This is a genomic window from Aeromonas bestiarum, assembly GCF_028751155.1.
GTDB classification, from domain to species: domain Bacteria; phylum Pseudomonadota; class Gammaproteobacteria; order Enterobacterales; family Aeromonadaceae; genus Aeromonas; species Aeromonas bestiarum.
Map to the genome: position 1 here is coordinate 873756 of NZ_CP064746.1, position 23677 is coordinate 897432.

The 23677-nt window shown below is 64.3% G+C and carries 25 protein-coding genes; 19 read left to right on the top strand and 6 right to left on the bottom strand.

Annotated elements, in window-relative coordinates; translation table 11 throughout:
* The first annotated feature begins 56 nt into the window (after window positions 1-56).
* Window positions 57-692, top strand: coding sequence for a murein L,D-transpeptidase catalytic domain family protein (locus IU367_RS04295; protein WP_043138133.1), 636 nt, complete (start codon window positions 57-59; stop codon window positions 690-692).
* Between the two features lie 77 nt (window positions 693-769).
* Here the strand turns inward: IU367_RS04295 and IU367_RS04300 are convergent, their stop codons facing one another.
* Window positions 770-1198 carry a universal stress protein gene (locus IU367_RS04300; RefSeq protein ID WP_043138135.1) on the bottom strand — a complete coding sequence of 143 codons (429 nt, stop codon included), beginning with the start codon at window positions 1196-1198 and terminating at the stop codon, window positions 770-772.
* A gap of 208 nt (window positions 1199-1406) precedes the next feature.
* On the opposite strand from IU367_RS04300, the gene IU367_RS04305 reads away from it, so the two are divergent.
* The gene (locus IU367_RS04305; RefSeq protein ID WP_241278624.1) at window positions 1407-2144 is read left to right on the top strand and encodes a type 2 periplasmic-binding domain-containing protein; all 738 of its coding nucleotides are present in this window, start codon (window positions 1407-1409) and stop codon (window positions 2142-2144) included.
* 238 nt (window positions 2145-2382) lie between these two features.
* On the opposite strand, the gene IU367_RS04310 is transcribed toward IU367_RS04305, so the two are convergent.
* A complete protein-coding gene (locus IU367_RS04310; RefSeq protein WP_098982624.1) occupies window positions 2383-2898 on the bottom strand; it encodes an RNA methyltransferase in 516 nt (171 codons plus the stop codon).
* 365 nt (window positions 2899-3263) lie between these two features.
* Between IU367_RS04310 and IU367_RS04315 the strand changes: the two genes are divergently transcribed.
* From IU367_RS04315 to IU367_RS04360, 10 genes are all read left to right on the top strand, one after another.
* Window positions 3264-5906, top strand: coding sequence for a nitrate reductase (locus IU367_RS04315; RefSeq protein ID WP_274453520.1), 2643 nt, complete (start codon window positions 3264-3266; stop codon window positions 5904-5906).
* A gap of 169 nt (window positions 5907-6075) precedes the next feature.
* Window positions 6076-6834, top strand: a complete 759-nt coding sequence (cobA, locus tag IU367_RS04320; protein WP_098982629.1) for a uroporphyrinogen-III C-methyltransferase — start codon at window positions 6076-6078, stop codon at window positions 6832-6834.
* 139 nt (window positions 6835-6973) lie between these two features.
* Entirely contained in the window at window positions 6974-7558 is a 585-nt protein-coding gene (locus IU367_RS04325) for an ANTAR domain-containing response regulator (RefSeq protein WP_043138149.1), read from the top strand.
* A 289-nt stretch (window positions 7559-7847) separates the two neighbouring features.
* Window positions 7848-9206 (top strand): CmpA/NrtA family ABC transporter substrate-binding protein, encoded by a 1359-nt coding sequence (locus IU367_RS04330; RefSeq protein ID WP_274453521.1) that lies wholly within the window; start codon window positions 7848-7850, stop codon window positions 9204-9206.
* Between the two features lie 14 nt (window positions 9207-9220).
* Window positions 9221-10150 carry an ABC transporter permease gene (locus tag IU367_RS04335; RefSeq protein WP_098982635.1) on the top strand — a complete coding sequence of 310 codons (930 nt, stop codon included), beginning with the start codon at window positions 9221-9223 and terminating at the stop codon, window positions 10148-10150.
* A 107-nt stretch (window positions 10151-10257) separates the two neighbouring features.
* Window positions 10258-11079: an ABC transporter ATP-binding protein gene (locus IU367_RS04340; RefSeq protein ID WP_098982638.1), complete on the top strand. Its 822-nt coding sequence runs from the start codon at window positions 10258-10260 to the stop codon at window positions 11077-11079.
* Between the two features lie 26 nt (window positions 11080-11105).
* Window positions 11106-13691 (top strand): nitrite reductase large subunit NirB, encoded by a 2586-nt coding sequence (nirB, locus tag IU367_RS04345; RefSeq protein ID WP_274453522.1) that lies wholly within the window; start codon window positions 11106-11108, stop codon window positions 13689-13691.
* Window positions 13688-14110, top strand: a complete 423-nt coding sequence (nirD, locus tag IU367_RS04350) for a nitrite reductase small subunit NirD (protein ID WP_274453523.1) — start codon at window positions 13688-13690, stop codon at window positions 14108-14110. Before nirB ends, nirD begins: the two co-directional genes overlap by 4 nt.
* A 145-nt stretch (window positions 14111-14255) precedes the next feature.
* A complete protein-coding gene (locus IU367_RS04355) occupies window positions 14256-15347 on the top strand; it encodes a PfkB family carbohydrate kinase (protein ID WP_043138162.1) in 1092 nt (363 codons plus the stop codon).
* A complete protein-coding gene (locus tag IU367_RS04360; protein ID WP_065402598.1) occupies window positions 15341-16249 on the top strand; it encodes a pseudouridine-5'-phosphate glycosidase in 909 nt (302 codons plus the stop codon). Before IU367_RS04355 ends, IU367_RS04360 begins: the two co-directional genes overlap by 7 nt.
* Window positions 16250-16487: 238 nt before the next feature.
* Here IU367_RS04360 and IU367_RS04365 read toward each other — a convergent pair whose 3' ends face one another.
* Window positions 16488-17213, bottom strand: coding sequence for a carbonic anhydrase (locus IU367_RS04365; protein ID WP_274453524.1), 726 nt, complete (start codon window positions 17211-17213; stop codon window positions 16488-16490).
* A gap of 65 nt (window positions 17214-17278) precedes the next feature.
* Between IU367_RS04365 and IU367_RS04370 the strand changes: the two genes are divergently transcribed.
* The 3 genes from IU367_RS04370 (at window position 17279) to IU367_RS04380 (ending at window position 19643) form a co-directional block, all read left to right on the top strand.
* Entirely contained in the window at window positions 17279-17413 is a 135-nt protein-coding gene (locus IU367_RS04370; protein ID WP_274453525.1) for a hypothetical protein, read from the top strand.
* Between the two features lie 248 nt (window positions 17414-17661).
* Window positions 17662-18639, top strand: coding sequence for a cytochrome-c peroxidase (locus IU367_RS04375; RefSeq protein ID WP_274453526.1), 978 nt, complete (start codon window positions 17662-17664; stop codon window positions 18637-18639).
* 248 nt (window positions 18640-18887) lie between these two features.
* On the top strand, window positions 18888-19643 hold the full coding sequence (locus IU367_RS04380; protein WP_241278614.1) for a DNA/RNA non-specific endonuclease: 756 nt from the start codon (window positions 18888-18890) through the stop codon (window positions 19641-19643).
* Between the two features lie 37 nt (window positions 19644-19680).
* On the opposite strand, the gene IU367_RS04385 is transcribed toward IU367_RS04380, so the two are convergent.
* The 3 genes from IU367_RS04385 to IU367_RS04395 are packed head-to-tail and all read right to left on the bottom strand — an operon-like array spanning window position 19681 to window position 21427.
* Window positions 19681-19896 (bottom strand): hypothetical protein, encoded by a 216-nt coding sequence (locus tag IU367_RS04385; protein WP_043138177.1) that lies wholly within the window; start codon window positions 19894-19896, stop codon window positions 19681-19683.
* A 43-nt stretch (window positions 19897-19939) separates the two neighbouring features.
* On the bottom strand, window positions 19940-21016 hold the full coding sequence (locus tag IU367_RS04390; RefSeq protein WP_274453527.1) for a methyltransferase: 1077 nt from the start codon (window positions 21014-21016) through the stop codon (window positions 19940-19942).
* Between the two features lie 18 nt (window positions 21017-21034).
* Complete coding sequence (locus IU367_RS04395; RefSeq protein ID WP_241278612.1) at window positions 21035-21427, bottom strand: hypothetical protein; 393 nt, start codon at window positions 21425-21427, stop codon at window positions 21035-21037.
* A 250-nt stretch (window positions 21428-21677) separates the two neighbouring features.
* Here IU367_RS04395 and IU367_RS04400 point away from each other — a divergent pair, with 250 nt between their 5' ends.
* Genes IU367_RS04400 through IU367_RS04415 form a run of 4 tightly spaced genes read left to right on the top strand, consistent with a single transcriptional unit; the run spans window position 21678 to window position 23673 of the window.
* Complete coding sequence (locus tag IU367_RS04400; protein ID WP_274453528.1) at window positions 21678-22394, top strand: beta-ketoacyl synthase chain length factor; 717 nt, start codon at window positions 21678-21680, stop codon at window positions 22392-22394.
* Window positions 22379-23137, top strand: coding sequence for a lysophospholipid acyltransferase family protein (locus IU367_RS04405; protein ID WP_274453529.1), 759 nt, complete (start codon window positions 22379-22381; stop codon window positions 23135-23137). Before IU367_RS04400 ends, IU367_RS04405 begins: the two co-directional genes overlap by 16 nt.
* Before the next feature lie 17 nt (window positions 23138-23154).
* On the top strand, window positions 23155-23421 hold the full coding sequence (locus IU367_RS04410) for a phosphopantetheine-binding protein (RefSeq protein WP_005317803.1): 267 nt from the start codon (window positions 23155-23157) through the stop codon (window positions 23419-23421).
* A gap of 3 nt (window positions 23422-23424) precedes the next feature.
* On the top strand, window positions 23425-23673 hold the full coding sequence (locus IU367_RS04415; protein WP_043138192.1) for an acyl carrier protein: 249 nt from the start codon (window positions 23425-23427) through the stop codon (window positions 23671-23673).
* The last annotated feature ends 4 nt before the right edge of the window (window positions 23674-23677 follow it).

Sequence of the window (23677 nt, forward strand, 5' to 3'; positions counted from 1 at the left end):
GGTGTGGCGATATTTTGCACACTGCACTACCAACAAAAACGGGAGCAGATTCAAGGATGAAGCAAACAGATTGGATTGCGCGGCCAGGATGGCTCTGGTTGAGCTTGCCGCTGCTACTGGGGGCGCTCTGTTTCAGCACCAGCAGCCACGCCAGTTGGGATCAGGATCTCTATCGCCAGCTGGGGTTGGCAGGCAAGCTCGACAAACAGGTGTTTCGCCAGGCCATCAACAGTTATCAGAGCGTGCGCCACAAGCGCAAACCCATACTCACCATCATCGACTACAGCAAACCCTCGACCCAGCGCCGACTGTTCGTGATCGACGTGAAACGCCACAAGCTGCTCTACCACACCTGGGTCAGCCACGGCCGCAACTCGGGTGAGCTGGCAGCCCGCCAGTTTTCCAACCAGCTCAACTCCATGCAGAGTTCCCTCGGCGTCTATCGCACCGCCGAGACCTATCAGGGCAAGCACGGCTACTCGCTGCGCCTCGATGGCTTGAGCCCGGGCAAGAACAGCAATGCCCGCAGGCGTGCCATAGTGGTGCACGGCGCCGACTATGCCAGCCCGCGGCACCTGCGCAAATATGACAAGCTGGGCCGCAGCTGGGGTTGCCCCGCGCTACCCAAGGAGCAGTCCAGGGCCATCATAGACATCATCAAGGGGGGAAGCGTCATCTATGCCCACGGCTGAGGTGCACGCATCCATGCATAAGGCCAGCACGAGTGCTGGCCTTATTGTTATCTGTTACGCGGTGAACGAGCCGGGCGTTAACGCACGACCAGCACGGGGCAGGGGGCGTGACGCACCACGGATTCGGCGACGCTGCCCACCAGCAGGTGGCTGAGGCCGGAGCGGCCGTGGCTGCCCATGACCACCAGGTCGACCTTCTCCTCTTTCGCCTGAATGACGATCTCGTCGGCGGCGCGGCCGAAGCGTACCTCGAAGGTAGCGGGAATGGGCAGGCTGGCGACCAGCTCTTTCAGCTGGGTCTTGGCCTGGCGTTCCATCTCGTGGGTGATCTCGATGGCGGTCATGTGCAGGATCTTGTAGCTGTCGAAACCGTGCAGTTGGTCCACCACATGGACCAGCTTGAGTTCAGCCTGATGGCTCCGGGCCATGAACACCGCATAGTCGAGCACAGACTGGGACATCTGGGAAAAATCGACGGGGCAGAGCAGGGTTTTGATGGATGACATATGAAGGCTCCCCTATGGTTGGGCTACTAATGAATCTTATTGTCAATAATACCCATTCAGAGGGTAATAACCCTCGACTCGCTCTCAAAACTGGGAAAAAGAGGTGATTCAGCGCCATATCTTCTTATGATGTGGTATGGCTTGGGTGCATTCATCGCGCTGGCTGATCCGTCGGATGAAAACATCGCCACCGAGGAAATTGTGAAACATGGTTCGTCTGCTGCTGTCGTTGCTGCTTCTTCTGTTTTCCCTGCCCGGTCGGGCCGATCCCCTGCATGTCTATTGCGATGACTGGCCCGGCTTCTGCCAGCCGGATGGGCGGGGTGTCTATCTGGATATCGTCAGGGCCATCTATCAGCCCCATGGCTATGAGGTGATCCCGCACCTAGTGCCCTACAAACGGGCGCTGGCTGTGGTGGCGCAGAGAGGGGGAGACATGGCGATGGGGGTCTATCGGGATGAGGTCAGCGGTGTGCGCCAGCCGGATTATCCCGCCTCGGCCGACGATCTGACCGTGCTGATGCTCAAGAAGTGGCAGCCCCAATGGCTTGGCGAAACCAGTTTGAAAGGAGAGGGAGTGCTGTGGCTGAGGGGCTGGGCCTTTGACAAGTACATCCCGGTCAACATGCGCTGGCACGAGATCGACAGCCACGACATGGCGCTGCAGCTGCTGGCCAAGGAGCGCTACCGCTATTACCTGACCGCAGGTGTGCTCTACTCGGCCGATACCATCCCCGCCAACATGAAGCGCACCTTCCTGCGCTGGATCCCGACCTACCCCATCTTTGCCGATACCGAGCGAGGGGGGCGTCTGCAACAGCTCTGGGATCAGGGCATGGTGCGGCTGATCCGGGGCGGTACCCTGGCCGAGATCTATCGCCGTTACCAACTCCATGATTACTACCGTGGTTTTATCAAGGAGCTGGAACAAAGGGTGCAGAAGTAAGGGGAGCAGTGACGCCGTTATGACAAGCCGGCCCGCAGGCGTTTCGCCAAGCGGTCATAGAGGATCATCTTGACCGAGGCGGCCAGGCTTATGCAGCCTTGCCGTGTCGCCACATAGACCACAGCTTTACTCTGTTAGCCCGGCACGGAGGCGTTTCTCCAAGCGGTCATACAGGATCACCTTGACCGAGGCGGCCAGGCTTATGCAGCCTTGCCGTGTGGTTACATAGACTACAACTTTACTCTGTTAGCCCGGCCCGCAGGCGCTTGGCCAAGCGGTCATACAGGATCACGTTGACCGAGGCGGCCAGGTTCATGCAGCCTTGTGTCGGTACATAGACTACGTCCTTCACGGCGCCATAACGGGCGGGATCCAGGGTGCCATCCTCGGGGCCGAAGATATAGAAGGCCCGCTCCGGGTGGACATAATCCGGCAGCGATGTGGCGCCCTCGATCAGATCCACCACCACGGGGACGCACCCGGCCGGGACTATCTCCATGAGGTTATCGACCCCGAGCAGGGGGATCTTGTCCACCATCTGCTTGGTATCCGTGGCAAAACGGCGTGCCAGCTCGAAGCGGTTGCCCGTGTAGTAGACCTCGTCCGCCCCATAGCAACCGGCGGCGCGCATCACGGCCCCCACGTTCTCCGGTGACTTGGGATTGACCAGTCCGATGCAGCAATAGCCCGGCGACTCCTGCGTTGGCGACTGTGGATCGGCCTGCTCTGGGCAGCCATAACCTGACTCTTTCATCTTGTTCTCCTCTGTGGCGGCCGCATTATACTCCCGGTTCGCGCTTTGCCCATGACATGCATGTCGAGGCTTGCCTGGGGGCGCCGCCGCTTGCAGGCTCCGTCTTGACCCGGCGGTGGCCTCTTTTTGCTCGGCGGGGCCCCGGAAGGGGGCAATTGCACCGTCCCGGCGCAACCACTGCCTGCCTGGTCGCAGTGGTGCAGGGGCTGACATCTTGGCGCAGGGTTTGCAGTCATCCCTGGAGAGAGTGAATGCGGCTCATCTGGACAAAGGCGTCCGTCCCCATCAGGGGCGGACGCCTTTTTTATGGGCCGTGGCAATCAGGCAACCCGTAACCGGGTCGCCGGACGACAAGGAGCGAGGGAATGAACACCACCTGTGCCTATTGTGGAGTAGGGTGCGGCATCCGGCTGAGCCGGGAGGGCGCAAGCTGGCAGCTGAAGGGGGATGAACAGCATCCGGCCAACGCGGGCGCCCTCTGCGTCAAGGGGGCCAGCCTGCTGGAGAGTCTCGACTTTCCCGACCGTCTGCTCTATCCGCGCTGGCAGGGGCAGCGCATCGGCTGGGATCAGGCGCTCGATACCCTGGCCAGCCGGTTTGCCACCATATTGGCCGAATCCGGGCCATCGGCCATCGGCATCTACCTGTCGGGTCAGCTCACCACCGAGGATTACTACGTTGCCAACAAGCTGATGAAGGGGTATCTGGGCAGCGCCAACGTGGATACCAACTCCCGGCTCTGCATGTCGTCGGCGGTGGCGGCCCATCAGCGCGCCTTCGGCGAGGATCTGGTGCCCGCCTGCTACGAGGATCTGGAACTGGCGGATCTGGTGGTGATCACCGGGGCCAACACGGCCTGGACCCACCCTGTGCTGTTTCGCCGCCTGCAGCAGGCGCGGGCGCGGCGGCCCGAGCTCAAGCTGGTGGTGCTGGACCCCCGTCGCACCATGACGGCGGAGCAGGGGGATCTGCACCTGGCCCTCAAACCCGGCAGCGACGTGGCGCTGTGGAACGGTCTGTGCCGTTATCTGCTCGATAACGACGGTTGGGACAAGGATTACGTGGCGCGCCATGTGAGCGGTTTCGAGGCGCTGGCGGCGGCGCTGGACGATCCGGCCTGGCAGCTGGAGGCGGTGGCCCAGAGCTGCGACCTGGCGCCAGGGGATCTGCTCGGCTTCTACCGGCTGTTTGCCCGCACCCCCAAAACCGTCACCCTGTTCTGCCAGGGGATCAACCAGTCCAATCAGGGGGTGGACAAGGCCAACGCCATCATCAACGCCCACCTGCTGTGCGGGCGTATCGGCAAGCCGGGGGCGGCCCCCTTCTCCATGACGGGGCAACCGAACGCCATGGGCGGGCGCGAGGTGGGCGGGCTGGCGACCCAGCTGGCGGCTCACATGGGCTTTGGCGAGGTCGAGTGCGACCGGGTGCAGCGCTTCTGGCAGAGCCCGACCATGGTGCGCGGGCCGGGCCACAAGGCGGTGGCGCTGTTCGAGGCGGTGGCGCGCGGGGAGATACGCGCGCTCTGGGTGCTCGGCACCAACCCGGCCGTCTCCCTGCCAGACGGCAACCGGGTGCGCGACGCGCTGGCCCGCTGCGAGCTGCTGGTGGTCTCCGAGGTGACGGCGGACACGGACACGGCGCGCCTCGCCCACCTGCTGCTGCCCGCCGCCGCCTGGGGCGAGAAGAGCGGCACGGTCACCAACTCGGAGCGCACCATCAGCCGCCAGCGTGCCTTTTTGCCCCTGCCGGGGGAGGCCAGGCCCGACTGGTGGGCGCTGACCCAGCTGGCCCGCCGGCTCGGCTTCGGCGAAGGCTTTGCCTATGAGCACGAGCACGACATCTTCAGCGAACACGCGGCCCTGTCGGGATTCGAGAACGAGGGGCAACGCCAGTTCGACATCTCGGGGCTGGCCCGCCTCAGTCGGGCCGAATTCGAGGCGCTGGCACCCCTGAGCTGGCCGGTCAACGCAGCCTGGCCCAGCGGCCGCGCCCGCCTGTTCGAGGATGGGGTCTTCTCCACGCCGGATGGGCGGGCCCGGCTGTTGCCGCTGGCCCAGCACTTTCCCCCCGAACCTGTCGCCGTCGCCGAGCCAAAAGCTGTGCTGCAGCCGGCGGGCCTCTCCTTGTTGCTTAACAGCGGTCGGTTGCGGGATCAGTGGCACACCATGACCCGCACCGGCCACGTGCCCCGCCTGCAGGAGGCCGAACCCTGGCCCAAGCTGCGGGTGGGCGCCGCCAGCCTGCTGGCGCTCGGGCTGGCCGAGGGGGATCTGGTGCGGTTGAGCAACGGGCTCGGTGAGGCACGGCTGCTGATCGGGGTGGACGAGGGGCTGAGGGAGGGGGAGGCCTTCCTGCCCATGCACTGGACCGACAGCCAGTGCAGCCAGGGGGCGGTCAACCGCCTCATCGCCGCCGTGGTGGATCCCCTCTCGGGCCAGCCCATGTTCAAGCAGGGGCGGGTGATGGCCGAGCCGCAGCAAACCCGCTGGCAGGGGCTCTGGCTCGGTCAGCAACCCTGGGGGGAGGCGGTGGACTGGTGGGCCAGGCGTCCCCTGCCCGAAGGCAACTGCACCCTGCTGGCCTCCTGGTCGGAGGGGCCCCAGGCGCTGTGGCAGCGGCTAGGGGTGGCGGGCCGCTGGCTGCGGCTGCCGCTCAAGCAGGGCTGGCTCGCGGTGGCGCTGGTGCAGGATCGCATCGAGGGCCTGCTGCTGGTGGGAGATCGGCGCCCAGACATCAAGGTCGACCTGCTGGCCAGCCTGCTCGGCACGCCCTTGCAGGCGGGAGCCCTGAGCCAGACCCTGAGCGCGGCCCTGGCCGGGGATAGCCGACTGGTCTGCTCCTGCCTGCGGGTCTCAGAGCTGCGCATCGTCGACGCCATCACCCGGCAGGGGGTGAGCGAGCTGGCGGGGCTGCAGGCCCTGCTCGGCTGTGGCAGCAACTGCGGCACCTGCCTGCCAGAGATAGACAAGCTATTGATTAAGCATGTTTTTATCGCCTCAGCTTAAGAACCTGTACACGATCTTACTGTGAGGCCGTGATCAAGGCTCATGTGCTGCTCGGAATCCTCACGTATATCTATACGCTCCGGTTCCTGCGCTGCGCTTCACCTTGCTGACAGCCTCTCGTGACAGGCAGTGAACAGGTTCTAGGGGGCAGAAATACAAGGAGTGTGAGATGAGCCATGTCAGTCTGGTAGGGGCCGGTCCCGGCCCGCTCGAATTGTTGACCCTGCGCGCCCTGCAACGGCTGGAGGCGGCGGAGGTGGTGATCTATGACCGCCTGGTGGGAAGCGAAATCCTGGCCCGCATTCCCCATGGCGCGGCCCGTTTCGACGTGGGCAAGCGCTGCGGCGAGCCGAGCCCGAGCCAGGATCAGATCAACGCCCTGCTGCTGGCGCTGGCCCGCACTGGCAAGCGGGTGGTGCGGCTCAAGGGGGGCGATCCCCTGGTATTTGGCCGTGGTGGGGAGGAGGCGCTGCACCTGGCCCGTCACGGCATAGCCGCCGAGCTGGTGCCCGGCATCACGGCGGCGCTGGGCTGCGCCGCCAGCAGCCTGATCCCCCTGACCCACAGGGGGCTGGCCCGCTCTCTGACCCTGGTGACGGGCCATCTGATGGAGGAGGGCGACTATCAGGGCTGGCAGGGGCTGGCCCGGGCCGGCCACACCCTGGTGTTTTACATGGGGCTGGAGCGGGCGGCGCAGATCCGGCAGGGACTGCTGGCGGCCGGTGCCTCGCCGGATCTGCCGGTGGCGCTGGTGGTGGCCGGTTGCAGCCCCCAGCAGCAGGTGCATGAGACCCGGCTGGCCATGCTGGCAGAGGCCGCCGTGGCCCTGCTCGGGCAGAGTCCCGTGCTGATGATCATGGGGGAGGTGGTGGGCCTGCGCAGCGAGCTGAACGCCCTGCTGACCCAGGCGCTGGATCGGGTGGCCTGAGCCCCTCTACAGCCTCTACCTCCACTACCTCCAGATAGATAAAAAGGGGGTAGATTCAAATAGTTGGCCTTCATGTTGCCTCATCTGTGGTGAACAAGCAGCGACAGACAAGCTGCGCTAGCCGTTGGCAAGGAGCGCCATGACCACTCTTCCCCCCGGGGGCCGTGCCGGCCCCCCTTCCCGCCTGCTGATCCACGCCGACGAGCCGGGTCAGGCCAACCGCCTGGCCCTGCTGGTCAGCCACTACGGCCATCAGCCGCAGATCCTGGACAGTCGCCAACTGCTGACTCCGCACGGACAGGGGGATGCCCTGCTCATCAGCAGTCGCCAGTTCGGTGCCGAGGTGCGGCTCGGCCTCTCTCTCTGGCCCGGGGTGCCGCGCCTGCTGTTTTGCGAGCGGATCGGCACCGAGCCCCAGATCGCCCTGTTGCAGCAGGGGGTGCTGCTGGTGCCGCATCCGTGCGGCGAGCGGGAGCCGGTCGAGCAGTGGCTGCGGCTGGCCCGCAGCCAGCTGGCCATGGTGCAGGCGCTGGCGCAGACCGAGAGTGAACTGCGCCAGCAGCTGGTGGAACGACGCCTGGTCGAGCAGGCCAAGGGGCGGCTGATGCGTCATCAGGGGCTGGACGAGGAGCAGGCCTACCGCCTGATGCGCAGCACCGCCATGAGTCGGCACCTGAGCCTGGGGGAGCTGGCACGGCAACTGCTGCTGGCACTGCCGGTGTGAGGGCTGGGCTGGCAAACCGTTTTGGTGCAACTGCGCCTAATTGAGGCAAACGAGAAGGCAAAGCGGGAGGAAAAAGGCGGAATAGGGCCCGTTTCGGCGGCTTGGCCAATTTGGCACGGAAAGTGGATTACCCAGAAGACAAGGAGTGATGGCGCCCACGGGCCCGTCACTCGCAACAGGGCAAAGAGGCCTCACCGATCCCGGATCGGTGAGGTTTTTTTTTGGCCGCGACCCTGCAACGGCGCAGGGGAATGGCCGCCCATGACTGTGATCTGAGCGAGGAAGGCGAATGAACAAGAGACAAGGATGTGCGGGTCTGCTGCTGGCGCTGCTGTCACTGCCGGCGCTGGCGGCTGTGGGGGCCCCGGAGCAGGAGGAGCTCAAGCTGGGCTTCATCAAGCTGACCGACATGGCACCGCTGGCGGTGGCCTATGAGCGCGGTTATTTCGAGGATGAGGGGCTCTACGTCACCTTGGAGGCCCAGGCGAACTGGAAGGTGCTGCTGGATCGGGTGATCGACGGCGAGCTGGACGGCGCCCAGATGCTGGCGGGTCAGCCGCTGGCCGCCCATGTCGGCATAGGCACCCAGGCCGAGCTGGTGACGGCGTTCGCCATGGATCTCAACGGCAACGCCATCACTGTCGCCAACCCTGTGTGGGCCGCCATGCAGCCCCATCTGCCCAAGGCGGTGGCGGGTCAGGTGCCGGCCCCGGTGAGCGCCGCTGCGCTCAAACCCGTGGTGGCTCAATACCGGCAGGCGGGCAAGCCGTTCAACATGGGGATGGTGTTCCCCGTCTCCCCCCACAACTACGAGCTCAGATACTGGCTGGCGGCTGGCGGCCTGAACCCCGGCTTCTATGCCCCCGCCCTCGGCGACAGCTCGGGTCAGCGTCAGGCGGACGTGCTGCTGTCGGTCACGCCGCCGCCGCAGATGCCCGCCACCCTGGAGGCGGGCACCATAGCCGGCTACAGCGTGGGAGAACCCTGGAACCAGCAGGCGGTCGCCAGGGGCATAGGGGTGCCCGTCATCACCGATTACGAGATCTGGCGCAACAACCCGGAGAAGGTGTTCGGCGTCACCCGCCAGTGGGCCGAGCGTCATCCCAATACCCACATACGGCTGGTGAAGGCGCTGCTGCGGGCGGCCTGGTGGCTGGATGCCGAGCAGAACGGCAACCGGCGCGAGGCGGCCAAGCTGCTGGCGCGGCCGGAGTACGTGGGGGCCGACGAGGGGGTGATCGCCAACTCCATGGTGGGCACCTTCGAGTACGCCAAGGGGGACAGGCGCAACCTGCCGGACTTCAACGTCTTCTTCCGCCATCAGGCCACCTATCCCTACTACTCGGATGCCATCTGGTATCTGACCCAGATGCGGCGCTGGGGCCAGATCCCGACGGCCAAACCGGACGCCTGGTTCGAGCAAGTCGCCAGGGCCGTCTATCAACCCGAGGTCTACCGCCAGGCGGCCGAGGCGCTGATCGCCGAGGGCAAGTTCAAGGCGCAGGATTTCCCCGATTTTGCCAGTGAGCAGGGCTATCGCGGCCCCCAGGATGGTTTCATCGATGGCCTCATCTACGACGGCCGCCACCCCAACGCCTATCTGCAACAGTTCGCCATCGGCCTCAAGGGCGATGAGCGGGTGCAATGAGCGAGGAGAGCGCAATGAAACGACACAAGTGGAAAGTCATGGTGCAGCCCCTGCTCGGCGTGCTGCTGTTCCTCGGCCTCTGGCAGTGGGGGGCGAGTCAGGTGCAGACCAGCCTGGGCACCTTGCCGGGGCCGCTGGCGACCGCCAGCCAGCTCTGGTCGCTGGGGCAGGAGCATCTGGCCGAGCGGGAGAAGGCGAGCGCCTTCCTCGAGCGTCAGCAGGTGCGCAATGCCGAGCGGCTGGCGCGGGATCCTGCGGCCGAGGTGAGGCTGCGCCCCTACACAGGGCGCCCCACCTTCTTCGATCAGATCGCCACCAGCCTGCTCACTGTGCTGTGCGGCTTCGCTCTGGCCAGCCTGATCGCCATCCCGTGCGGCGTGCTGCTCGGCATGAATCAGGGGCTCTACCGCGCAGCCAACCCGGTGATCCAGCTGCTCAAGCCGGTGTCGCCCCTGGCCTGGCTGCCACTTATCACGCTGGTGGTGAGCGCGCTCTACACCAGCTCTGCCCCCTGGCTTGCCAAGTCCTTCGTCACCTCGGCGCTGACGGTGACCCTCTGCTCCCTCTGGCCGACCCTGATCAACACGGCGGTCGGGGTGGCGGGGCTGGACAGCGACCTGCACAACGTCAGCCGGGTGCTGCGGCTCTCTTTCCTGACCCATGTGCGCCGCATAGTGCTGCCCGGCGCCCTGCCCATGATCTTCACCGGGCTGCGGTTGTCCCTCGGGGTGGCCTGGATGGTGCTGATCGCGGCCGAGATGCTGGCCCAGAACCCCGGGCTCGGCAAGTTCGTGTGGGACGAGTTCCAGAGCGGCGGCTCGGCCTCCCTGGCCCGCATCATGGTGGCCGTGGTCACCATTGGCCTCATCGGCTGCGGCCTGGACAGGGGCATGCTGGCCCTGCAGCAGTGGCTCTCCTGGGACAAGCGTCAGGTGCTGCGCTAGGGCCGCCCAGGCCCTGCAGCAGTGGTTTTGCTTCAGGACAAGCGCCAGGTATTGCGCTAGGGACAGGATTCAGTGACGAAACACATATTCAGGCAGGAGAAGAGCCAATGAAGAGTTATCTGGAGATAAGCGACGTCGGCATCTCGTTCGAGACGGAGCAGGGGCGCTTCGAGGCCCTCAGCCGGGTCAACCTGCGCATCGAGCGGGGGGAGTTCGTCTCCCTCATAGGCCACTCAGGTTGCGGCAAGAGCACTGTGCTCAACCTGGTGGCCGGGCTGCTGGAGCCCACCACGGGGGGCATCATTCTGGACGGGCGCGAGGTGGTGGGGCCCGGCCCGGAGCGGGCTATGGTGTTCCAGAACCATGCGCTGCTGCCCTGGCTCAGCGTCCGGCAGAACGTGGCGCTGGCGGTGGGGCAGGTTGAGCCGAACCGGCGGGCGGCTTCGGAGCGGGTCGACTATTACCTCTCCCTGGTGCAGATGGATCACGCCAGCCAGAAGATGCCCCACGAGCTGTCGGGGGGGATGAAGCAGCGGGTCGGCATTGCCCGCGCCCTGTCGCTCTCCCCCAAGGTGCTGCTGATGGACGAGCCGTTCGGCGCCCTGGATGCCCTGACCCGGGCCCACCTGCAGGACGCGCTGATGGCCATTCAGGCCGAGCTTGGCAATACCGTCATCATGATCACCCACGACGTGGACGAGGCTGTGCTGCTCTCCGATCGCATCGTCATGATGACCAATGGCCCCGCCGCCACGGTCGGAGAGATCCTGACCGTGGACTTGCCAAGGCCCAGAGACAGGGTCGCCCTGGCGGACGATGGTCACTATCACAAGCTGCGCCAGCAGGTGCTGCGCTTCCTCTACGAGAAGCAGCGCAAGGTGACCCCGCTCAAGGCGGCCGACCCGGTGCGCAGCAAGCTGCGCGCCTGAGCCCCCAGAATTCAAGGAAGAGAAATATGGCTAACAAAGAGAAACTGCTGGTGGTGGGCAACGGCATGGATGATGAGATGGACCATCACTTCGTCGACTCGCCCGAGAGGGGTGAGAAACAACGTCTGCTGGTGATCGGCAACGGCATGGTGGGTCATCACTTTGTCGAGCAACTGGTGGCGGCCGGTGGCCTGAACCGGTTCGAGGTGACGGTATTTGGTGCCGAGCCGGACTCCGCCTATGACAGGGTGCATCTGTCCGAGGTATTTGGCGGCAAGGCGCCCGAGGCGCTGCAACTGGCGGATCCCGCCTGGTATGAGGCGCAGGGCATCAGGCTGCGGCTGGGGGCAGAGGTTGAGGTGCTGGACAGAGATACCCGCACCCTGACCCTGGCCGATGGCGAGCCGTTCGGTTACGACCGACTGGTGCTGGCGACCGGCTCGGTCCCCTTCGTGCCGCCCATCCCCGGCCATCAGCGGGAGGGCTGCTTCGTCTACCGTACCCTGGGGGATCTCGCCGCCATCCGCGATGCCTGTGCCCAGGCGCGCAGCGGCGTGGTGATCGGCGGCGGCCTGCTCGGGCTGGAGGCGGCCAACGCCTTGCGCCTGCTCGGGCTCAAGACCCAGGTGGTGGAGTTTGCCCCGCGGCTGATGCCGGTGCAGCTCGATGACAACGGCGGCGCCGTGCTGCGGGACAAGATCCGGGCGCTCGGGGTCGAGGTGCTGGTGGAGAAGGCCACCGAGTGCATCGAGGATGGGGAGCTGGCCCGTCAGCGGCTGAGGTTCAAGGATGGCTCTCATCTTGAGGCCGACGTGATCCTGTTCTCGGCCGGCATCCGACCCGCCGACGGCCTGGCCCGTCAATCCGGGCTGAGCGTCGGCGAGCGCGGCGGCATCTGCATCGACGAGGGCTGCCACAGCTCGGATCCCGCCATCCTTGCCATCGGTGAATGCGCGCTCTGGCAGGGGCGCATCTTCGGGCTGGTGGCCCCCGGCTACCAGATGGCCCGCGCCGCCGTGGCCAGCCTGTGCGGCGGCGAGAGCCGCTTCGCGGGGGCCGACATGTCCACCAAGCTCAAGCTGATGGGGGTGGATGTGGGTTCCATCGGCGACGCCCACGCCAGCACCTCCGGCGCCCAGGAGCTGCTGCTGCTGGACAGGGTCAACGGCATCTACAAGAAGCTGGTGACCGACGGCGAGGGGAGCCGGCTGCTCGGTGCCATCCTGGTGGGGGACGGAGCCGATTATGAGCGACTGCTGCAGTACTACCAGAACGGAGTGGCGCTGCCCCAGCCGCCGCTCTCCCTGCTGGTGGGGGAAGCGGGCGGCGCGGCGGCGCCCCTGGTGCTGCCGGACAGCGCCATCCTCTGCTCCTGCCACAACGTCAGCAAGGGGGCCGTGGTGGCCGCCGTCAAGGCAGGCAACCACGAGCTGGCGGCGGTCAAGAGCTGCACCAAGGCGGGCACCGGCTGCGGCGGCTGCAGCAACCTGCTCAAGCAGGTGGTGGAGCAGACGCTGGCGGATCTCGGGGTCGAGGCGGACAAGGGGCTGTGCGAGCACTTCGCCCACAGCCGCCAGGAGCTCTATCACTTGGCCCGGGTCGGCGAGCTGAAGAGCTTCGAGGCGCTGCGCGACAAGCACGGCCAGGGCCTTGGCTGCGACATCTGCAAGCCGACGGTCGCCTCCATACTGGCGTCGCTGTGGAACGAGCATGTGCTGGAGAAGCCCCACCGCAGCCTGCAGGATACCAACGACGCCTTCCTCGCCAACCTGCAAAAGGACGGCACCTATTCGGTGGTGCCGCGCATCCCCGGCGGGGAGATCACCCCGGATGGCCTGATCACCATAGGGGAGGTGGCGCGCAAGTACGGCCTCTACACCAAGATCACCGGCGGCCAGCGCATCGACTTGTTCGGCGCCCGGCGCGATCAGCTGCCCGCCATCTGGGGCGAACTGGTGGCGGCGGGCTTCGAGACAGGCCAGGCCTACGGCAAGTCGGTGCGCACAGTGAAGTCCTGCGTCGGCTCGACCTGGTGCCGCTACGGGGTGCAGGACTCCATGACCCTGACCCAGACCCTGGAGAACCGCTACAAGGGGCTGCGGGCCCCCCACAAGCTGAAGTTTGCGGTCTCCGGCTGTACCCGGGAGTGCGCCGAGGCCCAGAGCAAGGACATAGGCGTCATCGCCACCGAGCGCGGCTGGAACCTCTATGTGTGCGGCAACGGCGGCATGCGGCCGCGTCACGCCGACCTGTTTGCCACCGACCTCGATGAGCAGACCCTGATCCGTTACATAGACAGGCTGCTGATGTTCTACGTGCGCACCGGCGATCGGCTGCAGCGTACTTCGGTCTGGATGGAGAGCATGGAGGGGGGGCTCGACTACCTCAAGTCGGTGATCATAGAGGACAGGCTCGGCATAGGGGCCGAGCTGGAGGCCATGATGGACGGCATAGTGGGCAGCTGGCAGTGCGAGTGGAAGAGCACGCTGGCGGATCCGGACAAGCTGAAGCTGTTTGAGGCCTTCGTCAACCAGCCGGAGGGGAGCACGCCCCCCAGACGGGAGGAGCGGGGCCAGTGGGTGCCGGATATCAGTATCAAGGAGGTGATATGAACGGGGCCAACCAGAGTGCATGGCAAGAGATGCCGGATGAGCAGCGACAAGGAGCAGAGATGGGGCCGAGCAGAGAGAACGTGTTGCATTCCGAGCATGGCGAATGGTTGCGGGCATGCGATCTGGCCGCTCTGCCGGAGCAGGCGGGGCGCAGCGCCTGGCTGGGGGGGCGGGCGCTGGCGCTGTTTCGGCTCGGCGAGCGGGTCTATGCGCTGGATGACCTGGATCCCCTGGCCGGGGTGGCCGTGTTGAGCCGGGGCCTGGTGGGGGATTGCGGTGGCGAGCCCGTGGTTGCCTCGCCGCTCTACAAGCAGCGTTATGCCCTGGCCGATGGCCGCTGTCTGGACGACCCGGCGCTGAAGGTGGCCTGCTGGCCCGTGATGCAGAGTGCTGGCGAAGTCTGGGTGTTGTTGGGCTGAGTGGAATCATCTGAAAACCGTTTTTTCATCGCCGGGCTCTGCCCGGTGATTTTTTGTGCGCAAACCGACAATTTTTGCACGGGGTGATAGCGGGAAAACGTTTTTCGGAAATAATGGACAAACGTTTGTAACTGGATGTTTGTCTATGACGGAACGTGAGCAAGAGATCCTCGCCCTGCTGCGCCAGGACCCCATGATTGCCCAGCAGGAGCTGGCGGACAGGCTCGGCATCAGCCGCTCGGCGCTGGCGAGCCACATCTCCAGCCTGATGCGCCAAGGCTATGTGCAGGGGCGCGGTTATGTGCTGCGGGAAGGGCCCTACGCCGTGGTGATCGGCGGCGCCAATATGGATATCTGCGGCTGCAGCCACGACAACCTGCGCATCGGCGATTCCAATCCCGGCAAGGTACGCACCTCGGCCGGCGGGGTGGGGCGCAACATAGCCGAGAACCTGGCGCGGCTCGGTACAGATACCCGGCTGCTGAGCGCGGTGGGCAACGATCAATACGGTCATCACCTGCTGGACGTGACCCAGCGCGCCGGCGTCGACGTGCGTCAGGTGCTGATGCTGGATGGCCAGGCGACCTCCTGTTACCTCAGCCTGCACGATGGCAGCGGCGAGATGAGCTGCGCCGTCAACGACATGGCGATCATCGATCAACTGACACCGGCCCGGCTCACCCCCTTGAGCGGTTTTCTCGGGGCGGCGCGGCTCTGGGTGCTCGACACCAACCTCGCCACCCACACCCTCGACTGGCTGTTCGAGCGCCAGGGCGAGCACATCATCTTCGTCGACACCGTCTCGGTGGCCAAGGTGGAGAAGATCCGCCCCTGGCTGCACCGGATCCACACCCTCAAACCCAATCGCAGCGAGGCCGAGCAGCTGTGTGGCTTCACCATAGCCGGGCCCGATACCTGGCCCATGGCGGCGGCCTGGTTCCACCGCGCCGGGGTGCAGCGGCTGTTCCTGAGTCTCGGCGATCAGGGGATCTTCTATAGCGACGGGGGGTGCCAGGGCCATCTGCCCGTGCTCGGCAGCCCGGTCGTCAACGTGACCGGCGGTGGCGATGCCTTCATGGCAGGGCTGGCCCACGCCTGGTTGCAGGAGCAGGGCATCATGGAGACAACCCGGTTCGCCCTCGGTTGCGCCGCCCTCACCGTCAATTGTTCCGATACCGTCTTTTCCGGCCTATCCAAGGCCGCCGTTGAACGCATGCTGGAGGAGTACCCATGTTGAACGCTTACCTCGATATCCAACCTGAAGTCGCTGCGGCCCTGGCCGCCGGCAAACCCGTCGTTGCCCTGGAGTCCACCATCATCTCCCACGGCATGCCCTATCCGCAGAACGTGGAGACGGCGCGTCAGGTAGAGCAAGTGGTGCGCGACAACGGCGCCGTGCCGGCCACCATAGCCATCCTGGATGGCCGTCTCAAGGTGGGTCTGGATGCGGGAGCGCTGGAGGCGCTGGGTCGGGCCGGTCATGCCGCCACCAAGTGCAGCCGCCGTGACATTCCCTTCGTGCTGGCGAACAAGGGGCTGGGCGCGACCACGGTCGCCTCCACCATGATCATCGCCGCCATGGCCGGGATCCGGGTGTTCGCCACCGGCGGCATCGGCGGCGTGCATCGCGGCGCCCAGGAGACCTTCGACATCTCGGCGGATCTGCAGGAGTTTGCCCAGACCCCGGTGGCCGTGGTCTGCGCCGGCGCCAAGTCGATCCTCGATATCGGTCTGACCCTGGAGTACCTGGAGACCCAGGGCGTGCCCGTCATCGGCTATCAGACCGATGAGCTGCCCGCCTTCTACACCCGCGAGAGCGGCTTCAAGGTGGATTACCGGCTGGAGAGCCCGGCGGCAATCGCCGAGGCGCTGCGCCTCAAGTGGGAGCTGGGACTGGCCGGCGGCGCCGTGGTCACCAACCCGATCCCGACCCAGTTTGCCATGCCCAAGGCAGACATCGACGCCGCGATCAAACAGGCGCTGCAGGAAGCGGACGAGCAGGGGGTGAAGGGCAAGGCGTCCACCCCCTTCCTACTGGCCCGGGTGTGCGAGCTGACTGGCGGCAACTCGCTGGCGGCCAACATTCAGCTGGTGCTGAACAACGCCGCGCTGGGGGCGCGTATCGCCGCCAGCCTGTAACGGGTAGTCCGGGGCGGCAACTCCCTGGCCGTTAATGTCCAGCTGGTGCTGAACAACGCCGCCAGCCTGTAACGGGTAGTCCGGGGCGGTAACTCCCTGGCCGTTAATGTCCAGCTGGTGCTGAACAACGCCGCGCTGGGGGCGCGTATCGCCGCCAGCCTGTAATCAGTTGCTGCAAACGAAAAAGAGGGCCTCTTGGCCCTCTTTTCTATCTCTGCTCTGTGATCGCCAGGGTGGATTATTGCAACACCAGCCGACCGTGCAGCGGCTGCACGGGTCTGTTGTTGGGGTGGTGCATCACCGCCTTGAAGGCGTCGATCTGGGCCTGGCTCACCTGCACCGGCTGCTTCATCACCAGCCAGCGCACCCCTTCCGAGCAGGGCGGTGTGGTCAGCGAACCGCTGAAGCGGTAGTAGTCGCGGTTGGTGGGCAGCAGCTGATCCGCCGACAGCGGCGTTGCCAGCGACCGGCTTTCGCCCGCCTTCGCCGGCAGTTGCTGCCAGGCCTGGCTCAGCGCCGGGTTGGCGTGGCCCGGCTCGAACATCACGGCCACCACCGCCAGCTCACCCTTGGCGTTGGCGTGCACCAGGTGCCCCTCCAGCGGGTAGGATTTGCCCTTGATGAGGTTTTCACTGGGGGCGTGGAAGTGGAACTGCTTGAGCTCGAAGCGCATGCCGTCGAGCTCAAGCGAGCTGCCCGGGGCATAGCTGACCTGTACCGTGTGGCCGTTGTTGGTGACGCTCTGGCCACCCGCCAGGTAGTGAAACAGCAGCGGGGCCAGCTTGGCCTCCACCAGGCCATCGAGGTTGACCGGCGACTGGTTGCTGCCCGCGCACTGGCCAAATTCGGGGGTCAGTTTGGCCCATTGCGCCGGGCCGGCCTCACCGCTGTATTCCCAATGCGGGGCGGCGGCGAAGGCGGTGGGACAGAGCAACAGGGCACAGGCCAACAGGGACTTTCTCATCATACATCCTTATCTTGATTGAAAAGCACAGCCATCCGCTTCCTTAATAAGTGAAGGAACAGGGGATGGCATTATCTGAAATGCGGGATACAGAATGTCAGACCGGATTGTTTATTATTAACCGCCGCATTACCGATCATATTTATGATGCATTTAATATGAATCTAATTAACAGTCGGCAGCGCCTGCATATTGAATAATCGCTTTATTCAATGACAGCAATCTAATTAATTGGCTGTCATCGCAGATGAATTAGCTCATAATTTATCCATCAGAATTCAGCTCTTTTTTGGCTCGCAAGTCCCCGCCACCGATCCGCCTGTAATATATTAATTCATTGTTTTTAATGTGGTTTTTGTTGGCCTCATTTGATCTTGAACAAATAATAAGCAGGCTTTCCCGGTCAGGCTGATGCTGCTGTTATGCACAGTCACAAGGGAGAGAAAAAATGAATAAATATTGTCTGTTGCTGGCGCTGGGTCTGCCCGGGGCGGGGTGGGCGGCTGAACCGGTTCAACCGGTAGAGGTACCCAAGGTGACCTCGCCGGAAAAAGTCGAGCTGGGCAAGATGCTGTTCTTCGAGCCGCGGCTCTCCAAATCCAACGCCATCTCCTGCAACTCCTGCCATAACCTGGCCACCGGCGGGGTGGACAATCAGGTCAGCTCCCTCGGTCACAAGTGGAAGGAGGGGCCGATCAACTCCCCCACAGTGCTCAACTCCAGCCTCAACTTCGTGCAGTTCTGGGATGGGCGCGCCAAGGATCTGCAGGCGCAGGCGGCGGGCCCCATCGAGAACCCGCTGGAGATGGCCTTCACCCACAAGCTGGCGGTGGAGACGCTGCACACCCTGCCCGAATATCGCACCCGTTTCGGCGCCGTCTACGGCAAGGCGGACTTCGGTATCGATGAGGTCACGGACGCCATCGCCGCCTTCGAGGAGACCCTGGTTACCCCCAACGCGCCGTTCGATCTCTGGCTGAAGGGCGATGGCAAGGCGCTGACGGCGCAGCAGTTGAAAGGCTATCAGCTGTTCAAGGAGAAGGGCTGCACCGCCTGCCACAACGGGGTGGCCATCGGCGGCAACTCCTATCAGAAGATGGGGCTGGTCAAGCCGTTCAAGACCGACAACCCGGCCCTAGGCCGTGGCGGCGTGACCGGCGAGAAGCAGTTCATCGGCTGGTTCAAGGTGCCGACCCTGCGCAACATAGAGCTGACCTACCCCTACTTCCACGACGGCTCTGTGTGGGATCTGAAGGAGGCGGTGCAGATAATGGCGGACATCCAGTTGGGCCAGGCGCTGAGCGAGCAGGAGGCCGACGACATGACCGCCTACCTCAAGAGTCTGACCGGCGAGCAGCCGCAGATAGTGCTGCCGATCCTGCCGCCCTCCCAACCCGACACCCCCAGGCCTCAGGTCAAGAGCTGACCGGGTCGTGGTTCTGAAATCGAGCGGGGCTGATGCCCCGCTTTTCATGGCCCTATCTCTCTGATAACACTGCCAAAGTGCAGTATTCAGCATAATGACAAGGGGATGACAATCCCCCAGCTGGCTGCGGCGATTTTACCGATTTGCAGCCCTCTTCACATTTCCGGCACGCTCACAATCTGTTCGATTGCCTAACTCATCCGACCTGGTGTCAAATCACTCCGCCTAATACAAGGAGTGGCATAATAATGAATAATATCAATAAATTAGTTCTGGCTATCGGATTCACTCTCACCACCTTCCCGACCCTGGCGGCGGGCTTCCAGTGCAAGGACCACGTCAAGCTCGGGGTCCCCAGCCAATCCAGTCAGCTGCTGTGCCGTGACGGTTACGCCGCCGGTTACAACTATGACACCAAGGTCTCTGACTGGGTCTCTTATCGGATGACGGCCGCCAGTGCCCAGGGCCAGGTGCCGCGCAAGGATGCCTTTGCCGAAGACAAAGAGGTGCCGGTGCAGTACCGCGCCACCCTGGCGGACTACAAGGGCTCGGGTTATGACCGCGGCCACCAGGCGCCCGCGGCGGACATGCGCTCCACCGCCACCACCATGAAGCAGAGCTTCCTGTTGACCAACATGACCCCGCAGCTGCCGGCGCTCAATCAGGGGGCCTGGCGCATTCTGGAGGAGAAGACCCGCCAGTGGGCCATCGCCTATCAGGATGTACAGGTGATCACGGGCCCCATCTTCACCAACTCCGATGGCGCCATTGGCAACGGTGTGACAGTGCCCCACGCCTACTATCGGGTGGTGATGGACGTGGCCAACCAGGAGGCGATCGCCTTCGTCCTGCCGCAGCAGAACGTGTCGGCCAGCAAGCTTGCGGATTACATAGTGACTGTGGATGCGGTGGAGGAGCAGACGGGGCTCGATTTCTTCACCGAGCTGCCGGATGAGCAGGAAGAGGCCATGGAATCCCGGCTGATGGCCATGTGGGGCAACTGACTTGCGGTAATGACAACAGGGGCCTTGGCCCCTGTTGTCAGTCGTTCAGATCGTCACCGATTTTCTTGACGGTATCCCGGGTGCCGTGACCGATTTCACGGGTCACATCCCGGGTGGTGTGGCCAATCTCGCGGGTCACGTTGCGGGTGGTGTGCCCCACTGTCCTGCCCGCCTCCTTGATGTCGGCACAGCCGCCGGTCACTGCGCCCAGGGTCAGGCCGAGTGCCAGCAGTGCCAGGTAGTTAGGCGTCATGTGTGCTCCTCCTCGTTTCATCATCTTGATGCCGATGACGGCATTATGGCCTCGTGTGCAGCGGGCGGGCAACCAGCAGGGTATGGCCCGGGCCCGGGATCTCGTGCTCCTCCTCCACGTGGAAATGCGCCTCGCGCAGGCACTGGTACATCTGTTTGGAGTGATAGAAGCGGCTGTTGCCGTTGGCCAGACAGGTGAAGTAGAGGGAGGTGGCGTTGAGACTGAAACTGGCGGCTTCGAAGGTCTGCCTGTCCCAGAACAGCTCCAGGATGCAGACCCTGGCGTCCGGTTGCATGGCCAGCCGGATCCGGTTCAGGATAGCGACTATCTGTTCGTGACTGAAGCAGTCGAGGAACTGGCTCATCCACCAGAGATCGGCCTCGCCGGGCAGGGTACCCGCTTGCAGCAGATCCACCGGATGGCCCTGCACTCGATCGCTGAGACCCGCCTCTTCAATATTCAGCCTGGCCAGCGCCAGCTGCTCGGGCAAGTCCAGTATGGTGACCCGCAGGGCGGGATCCCGGTTGGCGCAGGCGATGGCCCACTTGCCGGTGTTGCCGCCCAGATCGTAGAGGTGGCGCGGCTCATAGCCAAGCACCTTCGCCTGTGCCTGCTGGAATGCCCAGTCGGAGTAGAAGTGATCAAACGCAAACCAGCTGCTGCGGGCAGGCTCGGGCAGCTCGCTCAGGTGCGGATAGAGGGTCTGCCAGGGGCCGAACTCCTGCAGACCGGCCGGCGTGCCGTCGCGGATGGCGTCGAGCAGATGGGCGAGGGGTTGATAGCAGACGTGCTGGGTGAAGTCGAGATTGACCCGGCTCATGGCATCGTGCTGCAGATACTTGCCGACCCGGCCCAGCACATAGCGATCATCGGCCAGGTAGCAGAGTCCGCCGCCGAGCCCCATGTCCAGCAGCACGCTGACCGCATATTCACTTAGCTCGCACGCCAGGGCTATGTCCGCCAGCGGCGCGCCCTGCTGGCCACGGGTCTCGAGAAAGGCGAGCACCCCGGTTTCACGCAGACACCAGCTGGCCTGGAACAGCATGGGCCCGAAGGCGATCTTCTGGGCCGCGCCTATGGCCTCCAGCGCGTTGTAGGGGTCTGCCTGATAATGGTTCACGGGGTGGCTCCTGCCGGATTAACGGCTCTGTGCGCGGGCGAGTTCGGTCTGGATGGCCTGATTCAGACCCAGTACCCAGCGGTTATAACTGCGATGTATGCTGCCCTTGCCCTTGTCATCAAGGTTGATGCTGCTCACATAATTAATGGAATAGTCGTGACTGCTATATGGAATATCGATCACCGCCTGATGCTGGCGTACATTGACCTGGCCACGAATAAGTCCCGGCTTCTCTTTTTTCATCACCCAGCTCTTGCCGATCCCCGCCGTGATAATGGCGCTGGCCACCTGATCTTCGGTCAGATTGAAGGCAACCGGGTTGGCGGCCATATTGCGAATGGGCTGGCTGGTGGAGCAGGCGGCCAGCAGGGCGCAGGCCAGCAACAGGGATATTTTATTAATGAGTTTCATAATATTTCCTTGCGAGGACATTCAATAAATGGAGCCCGGCAATGAGACAACACAAATCATTTATTTTCAATCACAATGCCAACGGATAATCCGCGCCAGCTATTATTTTTGATGAATAATGGTATTATTCGCGCGGTATTAATGTGATGACTCCGGTGGATAATCCCCAGGGAGCAGGCACTGCCCGCCGGGTGAGTGCCTTTTATCGTCCAAGCGCTCACACCCAGGTCAAGGACAGGTTGCCTGAAATATGCTCTCTTTTTCGCTGCAGGATAGTCAGGCACTGTCACCCGGCCTTGTCGACGCGCTCGACTGGCAGGCGTGGGCACGGCAGGGACAATGGCCCGCCGACCCCCCGTTTCCCGCGACCCCCTTGCTGCCCATGATGATGGCGCGCCGCCTGAGCCAGGGTTCCCGGCTGGCGGTGCAGGTGGGGCTGAGCCTGCTGGCTCGCCATCCTGTTGATTACGCCATCTTCGTCAGCCGCCACGGCGAGCTGGCCCGTTCTGTGACCCTGTTGCAGGCGCTGGCGGACGGCCAGGCGCTGTCCCCTACCGATTTCTCCATGTCGGTGCACAACACGGCCGCCGGCCTTAGCTCCATTCAGGGCAAGGCCGCCATTCCCATGACCTCGCTGGCGGCGGGAGAGGGCGGGCTGATGGCGGGGTTCACCGAGGCGGTGGCGGCGCTGCACGCCGGTGCCAGCCGGGTGCTGCTGGTGGCGTTCGAGGGGCCTGTGCCCGAGTTTCATCGCCCCTGGTTGCCGGACGAGGCGCCGCCCCATGCGCTGGGGCTGGTGCTGCAGGCTGGCGACGAGTGGCGCTGCGAGGGGGCGCGTCGCACAGTCGAGCCCCATGCACCTTCGGCTTTGCCTCAGTCGCTGGCCTGCTGGCGGGCCCTGCTGCGGCATGAGTCGATCCTGACCCTTTGCGATGGCCGCCAGGAGTGGACATGGCGGCGGCGCTGAACCGGGGCTGGCGACTGATCGGCACGGCCCTTGGCTTCACCCTGTTCGGGGTGGGCGGCCTGCTGCTCTCCCTGTGCTGGTTTCCGCTGCTGGCGCTCTGCCTGCGCGGGGAGCAGCGGCGGACCCTGGCCCAGCTGACCATACGCCACAGCTTTCGGCTGTTTCTCGGCGTGTTGCGCGGCTGGGGCGTGCTGGATTATCGGGTGAGCGGCATGCCTGCCGACTTGCGCGGCGCCCTGGTGGTGGCCAATCACCCCAGCCTGCTCGACTACGTCATGCTGGCGGCCGAGATGCCGGTGTGCGACTGCATCGTCAAGCAGTCCCTCTGGCGCAACCCCTTCGTGGGCGGCGTGGTGCGGGCGGCCGATTACCTGCCCAATGTGGAGGCGGAGCGCCTCCTGCCCCTGTGCATGGCGCGGATCCAGGCTGGCGGCCTGCTGCTGATCTTCCCGGAGGGAACCCGCACCACGCCGGGGGAACCCATCAAGCTGCAGCGCGGCGCGGCCCAGTTGGCGGTGCGCAGCCGGGTGCCCCTGCAGCCGGTGCGGATCCACTGCAGCACCCGATTTCTCACCAAACAGGACAAATGGTTCAAGATCCCGGAAAATAAGCCGACTTTCACCATAGAATTCCTGCCGCAAGTGGCGGCAGACGAGGTGGTTGCCTCCGACCAGAGCTGTGCGCTGGCCGCGCGCCAGCTGACCCGGTTTCTCACCCGGGCCCTGCAAACGGGGCCCCAATGACAGCGTATGGAACAGTTATGCAAGACCTGCACCTAGAGATAAAACAACTCATCATCGACAGTCTCAACCTCGAGGGGCTGACCCCTGAGGATATAGACAGCCAGGCGCCGCTGTTCGGTGACGGCCTGGGACTGGACTCCATCGATGCGCTGGAGCTGGGCCTTGCCATCAAGGGCCGCTACGGCATAGTGCTCTCCGCCGAGGATGAAAATACCCGTCGTCACTTCGCCTCAGTCGCGGCCCTGGTCGCCCTGGTGCAGGCCCAGTCGAAAGGGGAGGCCTGAGCCATGACCCGTGACGACATCTTTGCCCAGATAAAGGCTGCCCTCGTCGAGTTGTTCGAGGTGGATGAAGAGGCCATTACCCCCGAGGCTCGCCTCTATCAGGATCTCGAGCTCGACAGCATAGACGCCATCGATCTGGTGGTGCACCTGCAGAAGCTGACCGGCAAGAAGATCAAGCCGGAGGAGTTCAAGTCGGTGCGCAGCGTCAATGACGTGGTGGATGCGGTCGAGCGTCTGCTCGCCGGCGCCTGATGCC